Below are 14086 nucleotides of genomic sequence, written 5' to 3'. Positions count from 1 at the left end.
CTAACCTCCCTGAATAGTGATGAATGACTGGACTCGTTTCCAGATCAACTGAGATAAGCCAAGCATCACCAAGAGCCAGAAGAACTGTAGCAAAAGCGCCTGAAGAATCTGACTGGCATCGTATTTCCCAACAATAATCATGACCGGAGTGTAGATCAAGGATGAAAACGGCAAGAAGGACAGAATATCTGAAACGATCTTTGGAAAGAAAGCTAAAGGAATCAAACTCCCAGACATAAAGTCAATCAGAGAATTCTTAAGCAGATTAGAGCCCCATAAATTTTTAAAAACAAAAGCTGAAAACCCAAAGCAGATATTAAAGAAAAAGTTAATCAGATAAGCCAGAGTTAAGCTAAAAAGATAAAGGACAGTTAATCCCAGCACTTCTACCATCCCTTGCCCAGATAAGATTTTCATCAAGACAATCACACTCAAGAAAGGAAGTCCAACACTGACAAAAATCAACCACTTAGAACCAAGCTCCGTAAAGAGGTAAGAGGCCGCAAAATGCACTGGTCTCAACAAGCGCATGATAATGGAACCATCCTTGACCTCCTCCCCAATCATAAAGGACGAATCTGACCTGGTCAGAAGATTGGTCACAAAACTCATAATGATGTAGAGGGTGATATCTGCCATACTAAAGCCTTGAATCAAAGACTCCTGCGAAGAATCAAAGACAGCCTTCCAGAGATAAAAAGCTACAAAAGCCCCCATGACATCGCCAATCCGATAGAGAATAAAGTTGACTCGATAGGTAATCAACTCCTGAACCCCCGCATTGATAAAGGGTTTATAACGTCTCCACAATTTGACCATCTTAGAGCTCCTTTCGGTAGAAGCGACGGATAATATCTTCAATATTCGTATCTACCATCTTCAAATCACGGACTTCAAAATCAGATAAGGTTTGCTTGATAATATCAGCTGACTGGTAGCGGGAACTATCAAATTCAATAGTCAGGTTGTTTCCTTGTCTATCAATAGTCATATCAGGAAAGCCTTCATAGTGAGAAAGGAGATGACTTTGCCCTGGCACCAATTCAAAGGAAAGAGTCTTCATCTTGCCAAAGGTTTCCTTGAGTTGACTCACCGTTCCATCAAAAATCTCCTGCCCCTTGTCAATCATGAAAATCCGATCACAAAGTTGCTCAATATCACTCAAGTCATGAGTGGTCAAGAGGATGGTTGTTTCTTCCTCCTGATTAATCTGGGTAATGGCTCGACGAATGTTATCCTTGACAGAAACATCCAGACCAATAGTCGGCTCATCTAAAAAGAGAACCTTGGGATTGTGAAGCAAGGAAGCCGCAATGTCCGCCCGCATCCGTTGTCCCAGTGAAAGAGTTCGCACGGGGTCCTTGATAAATTCCTTCAAGTCCAAGACTTCATTCAAAAAATCCATGCGCTTCTGAAAAAGCGAATCTGGCACATCGTAAATCTCTTTCAAGACCGTATAGGTCTCTTGCAGAGCCAAATCCCACCATAGCTGGGTGCGTTGTCCAAAGACAACCCCAATATCCTTGACATAATCTTGGCGATTGTCTTGCGGAATTTTGCCGTTAATCCGACAAAAACCAGACGTCGGTTTCAAAATCCCTGTCAGCATTTTGATGGTTGTCGACTTCCCAGCACCATTGGCCCCGATAAAGCCTAAGATCTGCCCCTTGGGCACCTCAAAGGTTAAATCCTTGACTGCTTCAAAGGTCTGCTTTTCAGGATGAATAAAGGAGCGCAAAGCCCCCTTTAACCCCGGCTCCTTTACTGTCTTCACAAAATTCTTCTGAAGATGTTCCACTTCTATCATTGCCATATCTATCTCCCTGTCGCAAGGAATAGCAACATTGTATTTTTGACTACAAATATTCTAAATCCTTACTTTTTACACCTTCTACATTTTATCATTACAGAAGGCTTTATACCAACCTATTATAGTCCAATAAAAAATGGAATGCAAGCGTTTGCCTGTGAGTTATGAAATTAGAGATTTCACTCTTAAAATAATAGTTTTAATCAAAAATTCTGGTTTAGTAGTTTCCTTAAACCACAAAAAACCTGCCCTAATGGGCAGGTTCTTTCTGTATTGTTCAGCTAGATTATGCTTTACCTTCTGAACCGAATACGTCGATACGTTCTTCAACAGCTTCTGTAATTGCTTCGAAACCTGGTTTCAAGAATTTACGTGGGTCAAAGAGTTTCTTCTTATCGTATTCTGCTTCGTTTGCTTCGTATTCAGCAACAAATTTACGAGTTGCGTTAGCAAATGCGATTTGGCATTCAGTGTTAACGTTAACTTTCGCAACACCAAGTTTGATAGCTGCTTGGATTTGGTCATCAGGAATACCTGAACCACCATGCAACACGATTGGGAAGCCTGGAACTGCTTCTGTCAATTTTTGCAAGTGATCAAGGTGAAGACCTTTCCAGTTTGCTGGGTAAGGACCGTGGATGTTACCGATACCAGCTGCCAAGAAGTCAATGCCAGTTGCAACCATTGCTTTAGCATCTTCAATTGGAGCCAATTCGCCATCACCAATGATTCCGTCTTCTTCACCACCGATAGTACCAACTTCAGCTTCTACTGATACGCCGTTTGCATGAGCAAATTCTACAACTTTACGAGCTTTTTCAAGGTTTTCTTCAACTGGAAGGTGTGAACCGTCAAACATAACTGAAGTATAACCAACTCGGATACATTCAAGTGCATCTTCATAATGACCATGGTCAAGGTGAATAGCAACTGGTACAGTAATTCCCATTGATTCTACAAGGTTTTCGATGAGAAGTTTACATACTTTGTAACCACCCATGTATTTCGCAGCACCCATAGAAGTTTGGATCAAAACTGGAGCTTTTTTAGCTTCTGCTGCGCGCAAGATAGCTTGAGTCCACTCAAGGTTGTTTGTGTTAAATCCACCAACTGCATAACCGTTGTCACGAGCTGCTTGGACAAATTTTTCTGCTGAAACGATTGCCATTTGTCAGGCCTCCTATATATTTTTTGGGACATCCCATTTACATTGTTCATTTTATCACTTTTTGACAAAAAAAGCTAGTTTTTCCCATACTTTAGATTGAATTTCTTCTAATCCGACCAATGTAAACCCTTTCTTTTTTTAATCTTGGCTAACTCTAGGAAAGCGTATAAAGAAAGTCAAGCGATCATCCTGCCTTTCAAAACGATAAGGCAATTTCTCATGTTCTAATAAACTTTTGACCACAAAGAGTCCCATTCCTGACCCCTTTGCCTTGCGACTAGCATTGCCAGAAAAAGATTGGGCCAATTGTTCTTGTTCTTCAGGACTACAGCTATTCTCGATAAAGAGTTCTCCTTCTCTCTCGCCAATGTAGACCAGGCCACCTGGAGTGGAGTGCTTGATAGCATTACTGATGAGATTCGATAGGATTAGTTTCATGACAGATGGGTTTATGTATGCCTGCTGATGGGTTAGGTTAATGTCTACCTGAAGTTCTCTCTCCTTGGCTAGTAAAGCATAATTCTTGACTAGACTTTGCGTCATCTGAAGGAGGTCAACCTTTTCTTTCTCCTCTCGCAATTCCTGAACAGAAGAAAGAGACAATATCTGGAGAACGTGATGACTGAGGTCATCCACAATCCCCAAGGCAACTCCCAGATAGTGGTCTCTATCTCTATAGCGACCGATATTTTCTTTCATATTCTCAATCAGGATTTTCAAACTGGCCAGAGGTGTTTTCAATTCATGAGAAGCCCCTCGTAGAAACTCAACCTTCATCTTCTCCAGCTGGAGAATAGCTTCATTCTTGTCATGCAAGTCCGCAATAACAGTCAAAAGATGCTGGTAAAGGCTATTGATTTGTTCCTTGAGATCACCAATCTCATCCTTAGAATCTACACGCAATCGCACTTGGGCATCCAAATCCATCATCCGACGGGTCACTCGCTTGATTTCCAAAATCGGTGCAACAATGGTCCGAGCATAGATGTAGGCCACCAAGAGGGAAATCAGAAAGGATGCCAGCAAGGTATAGGGAAGAAACTGGAGACTGATCTGCTCTGATTCTTTTTGCAAATCCATGGAAGCTAGAAACTGAAGAGTCATAGTGCTACCATCTTGCGTTTTTACCTCGCGTTCCTCAATGAAGAGTGAAGTTGTCTGGCGAGCTGTATCTAGTGGAAAATTATCCTTAACCTCTAACTTGTCCTCAGTCATCTCACCCTTAACGGACCCTTTGATATCACTGGTCTGGGAATACAAATCTAACACTTGCTCGATACTTTGCCTATCCTTTCCTTCTAGGGACTGGGCAATAGCTGTCGCTTTCTGACCAATGGTTTCCTGACGGTGGCTCAGATAAGTCGATGGAAAGAGAAAATAAATAGCTAAATGAAGACAAATAACCAGAACACTAAAAATCGAGAAGGTATAGATAAATATTTTAGTAAATAGACCTGTTCGTTTCATTTTCGCTCCAATTTATAACCAACATTGCGCACAGTGAGTATACAATCCAAGTCTAGCTTTTTCCGCAGTTCCTTGATATAGACATCAATGACACGGTCAAAGGGAACCTCATCTGTCACCTTCCAGACCGCATCAATTATCTGAGAACGAGTCAAGGCCCGTCCCTCATTTTTCACCAGATAGTCCAGAATTTCCAACTCTTTGGCATTGATGGCCACTTCTTGACCTGCGAGGCTTGCACTATAGCTTTCAAAGTCTACCTTGGTATCCTTATAAGAGAAGATTCGTCCTGTATCGTAGTAGCGCTTGAAAATCGCGTCCACCCTCACTTTTAAGAGAGACAGGGAGAAGGGTTTTTCCAGATAACCGTCTGCTAGAGAAGCAAAAGCACTCATCTTGTATTCCTCATCCTGAAAGGCGGTCAGCATCAAGACAGGAACCTGACTGGTCTTACGAATCTCAGCTAGGACTTCTAGGCCATTAAGCTTGGGCATCTGGATATCCAGTAGTACTAGAGCAACTTCATAGCTGGAAAATTTTTCCAAAGCTTCTTGTCCATCTGCTGCTTCAATGGTTTCATAACCACAATCCGTCAAATAGTCACTGATCCCCTCACGGATCATCTCTTCATCTTCTACAATTAAAATTTTCATAGAAAAAATTTTTCACATTCCTTTAAATTTCTTGTAAATTATCTCAGTTTCATCCTGATAAAACCTCTTCCCATCAAGATGAAATAGATAAAAATGCTACCTATATTATACCCCATTTAGGAGAGAATAGGTAGCAAGTTTTTTATTCGCTATCGAGCAAGAGTTCTTTTGGTTGTTTTCTAAGGAGATTGCTTGAAGCAAGCGCCATAACGAGAACCACTAGAACCAAAGCAAGAACAAAGACGATGATAAAGTCTGATGTCTGAATGGAAATGTCTAGGCTCGACAAGGTCTTACTAAAGCCATCTACTTCTGCACCACCACCAAGGTTAGAGGCTTGAGCAGCCTTGCTGGCTTGCTTGGCAACACCTGAAGTGACATTGGCAAGAACAGTATTTCCGATTGCTCGAGCTGTGTAGTTGGCTAGGAAGTAAGCCGAAACGAGAGCAGGGATGGCAATCAGGATAGATTCGGTGATGAATTGCCCCAAGATACTTGCCTGCTTGAGACCGATAGAGAGGAGGATTCCCACTTCCTTGCGACGGGCGTTGATCCAAAGGCTGAGCAAGAGTGCAAGGAGAAGGACTGAGAAGCTCAAGCTACCCCAGAAGAGGAGGTTGGCCATCTTGTACATACCAGAGATGGATTGCTCTAGAGCTGGGTAGTTAGAGGAGCTCTTCACAAGTGTGTAGCTCTTCCAGTTGATACCACTGATACCATTCAACTCTTTCATGACGTCATCCAAGTTCTTGTCTGCTGTTACAAAGAAGGTTGCGTCCCCATAAATAGCTGTGTCTTCTGTGTATCCATAAAGTTTTGCAGCAGTGTGAATGTCTGTGATAGCTGTGTTTTCATAGAGCTCTTGTGAGTAGGTTACTGCTGACTTATTGTGACCATCAAAGAGTCCCTTGATTGTCACTTCGACTGTTTCCTTGGCACCTTTTTCATTGTCTGCATCGTAAATATTGGAGTCCAATTTGATCTTATCTCCGACTTTCCAACCGTGTTTGGCTGCCAAGTCCTTGTGCATGAGAATCTTGTCCTTGTCGTCGTTGGTTAAGTGCTCACCTTCGACCAGCTTATATGAACCAGAGACAAACTTATCTTCTTTAGAGGAGTCATTGACACCTGTAATCATCAAGCTGCTTCCAAACCGTTTGGCACGGTCAGCAGTGAGATTTTTCTTGGTTTCTGGTGTTTCGATGAGATCGTATCCAGTCAAATCTCCGATGGCGTTGATGCGTTTAACATAAGACTCGATGGCCTTGTTTTCGGTGATTTTTTTGATATCCTCACCCTTGATATTCCCAGAACCACGTGGCGTTCCTTGATTGACGCGACGATTGATTTGCATGGAGAAGCTATTGGTAATATTTTTAAATGTCTCCTGAGAAGCCTTGGCAGTAGCTCCCTTGATCGACAAGCCGACCAAACTTAAGCTCGCCATGAGGAGAATAATCAGGAAGATAACAATCGATTTGAAAAACTTCCTTGTAACATAGGCAAATGCGTTGTGTAACATAGGTTCCCTTTCTAGATTTGATTCGTTTTTATCATTCTATCAAAACAAACTCATCTTATTTTGTAGTATTGCGAGTTTCAGTTAGTTTCTTATCCTTCAATTCAAGTGTAATATCTGACGCTTGTGCCACTTCTTTACTGTGGGTGACGACGATTACACATTTACCTGTTTTCTCGGCAAGTGATTTGAGCAGTTCGATAATATCTCCAGCAGTTTTAGGGTCCAGATTTCCTGTTGGCTCATCAGCTAGAATAACTGGAGCTTCTGAGACTAAACTGCGAGCGATGGCTACACGTTGCTGTTGACCACCTGATAACTGGAGAACATTCCGCTTGATCTGACTTTCATCCAAACCAAGCTCAAGAAGTGTATCCTTGCTTGCCTTTTTGTTGACCAAGCGGATATTTTCCAGCGGAGAAAGATAATCTATCAAGTTATAATTTTGAAAGACCAGGGAAATATGGTGCATGCGATGGTAAGAATACCCCTTATTCCGAATGTCCTCTCCTTGGAAAAGGATAGAACCTTCAACAGGGCTATCTAGACCAGCCAGTAGGGACAAGAGAGTGGATTTTCCTGCTCCTGACTCACCAATGATACTATAAAATTTTCCAGGTTCAAAATTATACTTGATCTGATATAAAACTGCTTCAGCAGTGTTCTTATAACGGTAGGTAACATCTTGCAATTGTAATAAAGTCATGATTTCTCCTTCTTAACTAATAGATGATAAAATTTCTTTCGGTGATTTTCTAAATAAGAATAGGAAACAAAGGGCTACAGACAAGCAACCAATCAAGAGCAGAAAGACATAGGATTCTGCAAAGGATAGGAGACTGGTTGATAGACTGCTTGCTTTGGCTAGTGTGTCTTGTAAGGTTGCTTGATCTCCACTGGCTAGGACAGTTTGGAGCAGATAGGATGTAATGGCCTTACCAGCAATAAAGGATGGAAGCAAAGCTCCAAGAGATACCAACACCACCTCTAAACAGAACTGTAGGAAGATTGAGCTCTTGCCTTTTCCAAGTGCCAGTAAAATCCCCACTTCGTAGACCCTTTCTCTCAACCAGAGAGACAAGACCAAAATTAAGGCTCCAGCTCCTGCTATCAACATCCCATAAAGGAAGATGGTGAGGAAGGTTTGGAAGGTTGCTACTGAGTCCTTGATCTGTTCAAAGGCTTTGTTTTCCTTCTCTACTTGATAGCCTTGACTTTCTAAAGCCAAGCTTTCCACTTGCTTCATGAGTCCGTCCATTTCCTTAGGATTTTCTACATAGAAGCGCGCTGCACTGACTTGAGGTTCACTATTTCCTAAAAGAGTTTGGCTACTTTCATAGTCTGTAAAGACTTGGTTTTCACTGAAGTCAGAAGACAAGCCTGTAAATTTCTCTTGTTTTTTACCAGAAAAGATGCCGACAATTTCAAACTCAACTGTCTGTCCTTTTCCAGATTCTGACTGACCAGCATCCAAGCCAATCTTGTCATGAAGCGAAAGACCGTTCTTCTTAGCCAACTCTTCGTGGATCAGGATTTTCTTGGAATCCCCTTTTTGAAGGTGTCGGCCTTCTTTTAGATTGAAAGCCGAACTAGTAAAGGTAACATCCTTGGATGAATCCTCCAGAGCCGTTAAGCTAACCAAATTCTTGTCCGCAGCTGACAAGTCATCACGTTCGACGCTCTGCTCACCACTCACCGCTTCCTTGTCTTTCAGTTTTGCGACCGTCTCGAGTTCAGGAGAGACATTTTCCAGTCCCTTAATCTTGCTCACGGATGATAAGTCCGACAACTTAAAAGTCTGACCATTTTCTATCTTCTTAATAGAAAAAGAGGTATTGAGTGATTTGTAAAGATTCGTTTCTACTGTTTTGTTGGACTTCATCAGAGTCAAACAGGCTGAAATTCCTGCTAAAAGAACAAATAAAATCAGAAATAAAATAAAACTTCTCAGTCGTTTTCTGCTGACATAAGCCCAAGCTCTTTGGATTGGATCCATTTGTCACCTCCATATTTGTAAGACTATTATAAAATCCAAATATGAAATGTTTATGAAATCAAAAAATTTTTTTGAAAAAAACAAAAAAGCTAGCGAACACTAACTTTTCTCATATGGAATACGTTTTATCAATCAAAAATATACTCCATTTTATAAATGCTGGCACCGTCTTTCAGCTTAGCATTTTCCATTTCCTAAGTTCTTCATTTTCTGACTTGTGTCTGAGAAAATTCTTGATAGGATGAAATGGAAAACTCAGTTTAAATTTTCTGATACAATGACTGTTCTTGATGCCAATATTTTTCGATATACGAAACGTAGCCTCTAGTCTTCTTTGTAAAAACAAAAAGAGCTAGCCAAAGCTAACTCTTACCCTATGCGGAGAGAGGGACTTGAACCCTCACGACCTAAAGCGGTCACAGGATCCTTAGTCCTGCGCGTCTGCCAATTCCGCCATCCCCGCGTCGATTACTTTACTAGTATATCAACTTTCAAAATCTTTGTCAACACTTTTTTCAGATTTTTTTCATTTTTCCAAGGGAATCATTCTTTCATTTCAGACAGATTTTCATCTAGCAATTTGGCTCCCAGAGTATTCTTAAAATGACCAAGAGCAAACTGATGATTTTCTGGCCAAATAGAGGCAACTGCAGGCTTGACAATCTCGATTTGATAACCTAAATTATAGGCATCAATAGCCGTATGAAGAACACAAATATCCGTCAAAACACCTGTTAAGATAACAGTATCAACCCGACGTTCCCGCAAACGGATATCTAAGTCCGTTCCTGAAAATGCTGAATAGTGACGCTTGTCCATCCAAAAGACACGACTATCCGCCTCATGCTCAGCATAAAAATCAGCTAGGGGGCCATAAAGGTTACGCCCACTAGTTCCGATGATGTTGTGCGGTGGAAAAAGCTTGCTTTCTGGGTGGAATGTATCCTTCTCCTCATGAGCATCAATGGTAAAAAAGACATAGTCCCCACGCTCAAAAGCTAATCTGGTTACCTGATCAATGGCTTTTGATATTGCTTGAGCAGGTGCTCCAGCAGTTAGCTTTCCATGGTCTGCTACGAAATCCTCTGTATAGTCAATCGAGATTAAAGCCTTTGTCATTAGTAGTCCCTCTTTTTCACTTCCTCAAAAATATCACCAATTAGAACTTTGAGATAAGTCCCCTTCATTCCTAATGAACGACTCTCAATAATTCCCGCCGACTCCAATTTACGAAGCGCATTGACAATCACTGAGCGCGTAATGCCAATACGATCTGCAATAACTGATGCAGTCAGCTGCCCTTCATTTCCATCCAACTCAGCTAAAATAGCTGATACGGCACGAAGTTCTGAATAGGAAAGGGTATTAACCGCCATGGTAACAGCAGTACGACGGCGAATATTTTTCTCATCCTCTTCACGTTGGAAGTTCAGCAGTTGAATCCCTACCACCGTGCTCGCAATCTCAACAAGAATCAAATCTTCATCTTCAAATTTCTTATCATTGCGCCAAATGATCAACGAACCTAGGCGAATCCCTGATACATGAATCGGAGCAATGGTCGTCAAACCATCTGGAAAATCTGCACGGCTCTCTACAGGGAAAATGGTCAAATCATGTTCAACAGGAAGGTTGGCTTCCGTATCATAGATCATGTTTGCACCTTGAATATAATCATCTGGAAAAATCTTAGTTTGAAAAAACTGCTCTACACGATCTGTATTCGTTTTATAACGCATGAAGTAGCCTAAAAGGCGTCCCTTGCTATTCACAATACAAGCGTTACAATCAATAATATCTGCCAACTGGCGTGTAATCGCATTGTAAGGAAGTTCATCTTGAAGTTGCTCCTCTGAGCGTTTCAAAATAGAAGTAATTTTTCTTGTTTTTTCTAATAAGTGTGCCATTTTTTACCTCGCATTTAATCGCTACCATTATAACATAAAGAGCGTGAATTTTCAATTATTATCTGAAAATTGCTTATTTAATTGCAATTTTGAACAGCAAAAATATTTTAGAAAAAAGCGATTTTTTTATTGACATCCTATTTTATTTTTGATATTATAATATTATAAGAAGATGACATGATAAATCCCTTTCCGTTTCACCTATCCTTTACTATCACCATCTTCTTTTACTATCGGTCTCCTTATATATAAAAGCGATTCACACTGTGAATCGCTTTTTTCTATTTGTCTCCTTTGTTACGAATAACAAAGCCGGTTTTCTTTTCGCTTGAAGTGTTGTGAGGTTTTTTATTGTCTTTATTACGATAACGTCTGTCTTTATCAAAACGATCGTTCCCGCGGTTGCCTTTCTTGAAGTCATCACGGCGACCACCACGACGGTTATCTCCTCGACGATTGTCGCGTCCACGATTACCTCCAGAACGTCCATTTCCTGACGGTTTGAACGGCAGTGGTTTTTCACGCGCAATCTCCACTTCAGGAAGGCTGTCTGGATCTTGGACTGTCAGACTCAAGATATACATAGCCAATTCTTCTGGACTAAATTCAGCAGCTAACTTACGAGCATCTTTAGCAAATTTCTCAAAATTCCCACGAATAGTTTCATCCGCAAAATCGCGTTCGATTTTCTTGAGAGCTACGTGTTTTTTTGCTTGGAAGGCTTCTTCTGCACTTGCAGGTTTGAGACCTTTCATGCGTTTCTTAGTCAAGTTTTCGATGATTTGAAGGTAGCCCATTTCGTTTGGAGCTACGAAAGTAATAGACTGACCTGACTTACCAGCACGACCTGTACGACCGATACGGTGAACATAACTTTCAGGATCTTGTGGAATATCGTAGTTGTAGACATGGGTCACACCTGAGATATCCAAACCACGTGCTGCCACGTCTGTCGCAACTAGAACATCAAGATTCCCATTTTTAAAATCACGAAGGACACGAAGGCGTTTATTTTGGTCCAAATCACCATGAATTCCTTCTGCACGGAAGCCACGAATTTTCAGTCCACGAGTCAATTCATCTACACGGCGTTTGGTACGACCAAATACGATAGCAAGTTCTGGTTGTTCCACATCCATAAGACGTGTCATGGTATCAAATTTCTCTTGTTCCTTGACACGGATATAGTACTGATCAACCAGCTCTGTTGTCAATTCCTTGGCAGCAATCTTGACATGTTCAGGTTCTTTCATAAACTGAACGCCAATACGTTTGATAGCGTCTGGCATGGTTGCTGAGAAGAGCAAGGTTTGACGACTGTCAGGGACACGAGAGATAATAGCTTCGATGTCTTCAAGGAAGCCCATGTTGAGCATTTCATCCGCTTCATCAAGGATCAGGGTTTCAATGTCTTGTAATTTCAAGGCCTTGCGTTTAATCAAGTCCAAGAGACGGCCTGGTGTTCCTACCACGATGTGGGCACCAGATTTAAGTGCCTTGATTTGTTTTTCAATGCTTGAACCACCGTAAACTGAGCGAACTTTCACCCCCTTACTACGGCCAAAGCGGAACAATTCCTCTTGGCTTTGAACAGCAAGTTCACGAGTTGGAGCGATAACCAAGGCTTGGATGGTCGCTTCTTCTGTACGGATTTTTTCAAGAGTTGGCAAGCCAAAGGCTGCAGTTTTTCCTGTACCAGTCTGAGCTTGACCGATAACGTCTTTTCCTTCGAGAGCCAAGGGAATGGTCTGTTCTTGGATGGGACTGGCTTCTACAAATCCAGCTTTTTCAATCTCTGCTAGCAATTCAGCAGACAAGTCAAATTCATTAAATTTCACGTTATTCTTCTTTCTAAAGGTGGTGCGAAGCCACCCTATAGGGCTTTAGTTTATACTTTTCTTTTCATGATGTATCTTCTTAAAAAACGAGATACCGTGTTGCTTCTTTTCCACGAAAGAAAAGTACGAGTTTCTTTGCAACCTATCTAGTATAACACAAGAGCGGGGCAAAAGATAGTCTAACCACTTGATTAAAACATGTAAACGATTTTCTAGCTGTAAAGTAGCCTGAAACTTGTTTATCAAAGGATTTGAAGGGACCATTTCAAACGTACTTCATTTCCCGTAGCAGATTTGTGCAAAAGTTTTTTTCTTGTGCTAGAATTAAATCAAATAGGAGGATTTAAAAATGTTAACATACGATTTAATTGTCATTGGATTTGGTAAAGCCGGTAAGACTTTGGCTGCTAAGATGAATGCGGCTGGAAAAAAAGTTGCTGTCATCGAGCGCAGTAAAGCGATGTATGGTGGTACTTGCATTAATATTGCTTGTATCCCAACCAAGACTATGATTGTAGCGGCTGAAAAGGGCTGGTCATTTGACGATACCATGAAAGAGCGTGGTGCGGTGACTGGTCGTCTTAACGCTAAAAATTATAAAATGTTGGCCGATAATGGCGTTGATGTCATTGATGCAGAGGCACATTTCGTGTCAAATAAGGTGATCGAGATCCAGGCTGGTGACGAAAAAAAAGAAATGACTGCTGAAACAATCGTCATCAACACTGGCGCTGTTTCAAACGTCTTGCCAATTCCTGGACTTGCTACAAGTAAAAATGTCTTTGACTCAACAGGTATCCAAAACTTGGACAAATTGCCTGAAAAACTTGGAGTCCTTGGTGGTGGAAACATCGGTCTTGAATTTGCTGGACTCTACAACAAACTTGGTAGCAAAGTCACAGTCCTAGATGCCTTGGATACATTCCTTCCTCGTGCAGAACCTTCCATCGCAGCTCTTGCTAAACAATACATGGAAGAAGACGGTATTGAATTGCTTCAAAACATCCATACTACTGAAATCAAAAACGACGGTGATCAAGTCCTCGTCGTAACTGAAAAGGAAACTTACCGTTTCGATGCCCTTCTCTACGCAACTGGACGTAAACCGAATGTAGAACCACTTCAACTTGAAAATACAGATATTGAACTAACGGAGCGTGGTGCTATCAAGGTCGACAAACACTGCCAAACAAACGTTCCTGGTGTCTTTGCAGTTGGAGACGTCAATGGTGGACTTCAATTCACCTACATTTCACTTGATGACTTCCGTGTTGTCTACAGCTACCTTGCTGGAGATGGCAGCTACACACTTGAAGACCGTCTCAATGTACCAAACACCATGTTCATCACACCAGCTCTTTCTCAAGTTGGCTTGACGGAAAGCCAAGCAGCTGATTTGAAACTCCCTTACGCTGTTAAGGAAATCCCTGTTGCTACTATGCCTCGTGGTCACGTAAATGGAGACCTTCGCGGAGCCTTCAAAGCTGTTGTCAATACTGAAACAAAAGAGATTCTCGGTGCAACTATCTTCTCAGAAGGTTCTCAAGAAATCATCAACATCATCACTGTTGCTATGGACAACAAGATCCCTTACACTTACTTCACAAAACAAATCTTCACTCACCCAACCTTGGCTGAGAACTTGAATGACTTGTTTGCGATTTAAGTTGAAGTCTTATCTTATCTCACAGCCCTCATCGGGCTGTTTTTGTTTCTGCGAAATCTCAA

General features: G+C 41.4%; 12 protein-coding genes and 1 tRNA gene. 1 reads left to right on the top strand and 12 read right to left on the bottom strand.

The features are described 5' to 3' along the window. The 12 genes from M1F74_RS01270 to M1F74_RS01215 form a co-directional block, all read right to left on the bottom strand. Complete coding sequence (locus tag M1F74_RS01270) at nt 1–819, bottom strand: ABC transporter permease (RefSeq protein ID WP_247946075.1); 819 nt, start codon at nt 817–819, stop codon at nt 1–3. A 1-nt stretch (nt 820) separates the two neighbouring features. Then, nucleotides 821–1813 carry an ABC transporter ATP-binding protein gene (locus tag M1F74_RS01265; protein WP_247946074.1) on the bottom strand — a complete coding sequence of 331 codons (993 nt, stop codon included), beginning with the start codon at nt 1811–1813 and terminating at the stop codon, nt 821–823. Between the two features lie 283 nt (nt 1814–2096). Further along, a complete protein-coding gene (locus M1F74_RS01260; RefSeq protein ID WP_001019007.1) occupies nt 2097–2978 on the bottom strand; it encodes a class II fructose-bisphosphate aldolase in 882 nt (293 codons plus the stop codon). A gap of 138 nt (nt 2979–3116) precedes the next feature. Beyond that, on the bottom strand, nt 3117–4445 hold the full coding sequence (gene vncS / locus M1F74_RS01255) for a sensor histidine kinase (RefSeq protein WP_247946073.1): 1329 nt from the start codon (nt 4443–4445) through the stop codon (nt 3117–3119). Continuing rightward, entirely contained in the window at nt 4442–5098 is a 657-nt protein-coding gene (gene vncR, locus M1F74_RS01250; protein WP_009729916.1) for a response regulator transcription factor VncR, read from the bottom strand. Before vncR ends, vncS begins: the two co-directional genes overlap by 4 nt. A gap of 142 nt (nt 5099–5240) precedes the next feature. Continuing rightward, nucleotides 5241–6620 (bottom strand): ABC transporter permease subunit Vex3, encoded by a 1380-nt coding sequence (gene vex3, locus M1F74_RS01245; protein WP_084940911.1) that lies wholly within the window; start codon nt 6618–6620, stop codon nt 5241–5243. Between the two features lie 55 nt (nt 6621–6675). Further along, entirely contained in the window at nt 6676–7323 is a 648-nt protein-coding gene (vex2, locus tag M1F74_RS01240) for an ABC transporter ATP-binding subunit Vex2 (RefSeq protein ID WP_000173735.1), read from the bottom strand. A 12-nt stretch (nt 7324–7335) separates the two neighbouring features. After that, nucleotides 7336–8613 (bottom strand): ABC transporter permease, encoded by a 1278-nt coding sequence (locus M1F74_RS01235; RefSeq protein WP_247946072.1) that lies wholly within the window; start codon nt 8611–8613, stop codon nt 7336–7338. A 377-nt stretch (nt 8614–8990) separates the two neighbouring features. Next, nucleotides 8991–9076, bottom strand: a tRNA-Leu gene (locus M1F74_RS01230). Nucleotides 9077–9156: 80 nt separating this feature from the next. Next, nucleotides 9157–9732 carry a cysteine hydrolase family protein gene (locus M1F74_RS01225; protein ID WP_061588339.1) on the bottom strand — a complete coding sequence of 192 codons (576 nt, stop codon included), beginning with the start codon at nt 9730–9732 and terminating at the stop codon, nt 9157–9159. Then, a complete protein-coding gene (gene codY / locus M1F74_RS01220) occupies nt 9732–10520 on the bottom strand; it encodes a GTP-sensing pleiotropic transcriptional regulator CodY (protein WP_000940727.1) in 789 nt (262 codons plus the stop codon). Before codY ends, M1F74_RS01225 begins: the two co-directional genes overlap by 1 nt. Before the next feature lie 281 nt (nt 10521–10801). After that, nucleotides 10802–12358, bottom strand: a complete 1557-nt coding sequence (locus M1F74_RS01215; RefSeq protein WP_061588340.1) for a DEAD/DEAH box helicase — start codon at nt 12356–12358, stop codon at nt 10802–10804. 349 nt (nt 12359–12707) lie between these two features. Between M1F74_RS01215 and M1F74_RS01210 the strand changes: the two genes are divergently transcribed. Next, on the top strand, nt 12708–14024 hold the full coding sequence (locus tag M1F74_RS01210) for an FAD-containing oxidoreductase (RefSeq protein WP_247946071.1): 1317 nt from the start codon (nt 12708–12710) through the stop codon (nt 14022–14024). Nucleotides 14025–14086: the final 62 nt, after the last annotated feature.

This window comes from Streptococcus oralis (genome assembly GCF_023109315.1).
Classification (GTDB): domain Bacteria; phylum Bacillota; class Bacilli; order Lactobacillales; family Streptococcaceae; genus Streptococcus; species Streptococcus oralis_BS.
Note: the sequence above shows the minus strand (reverse complement) of the source record. Positions and strands in the feature narration are given on the sequence as shown.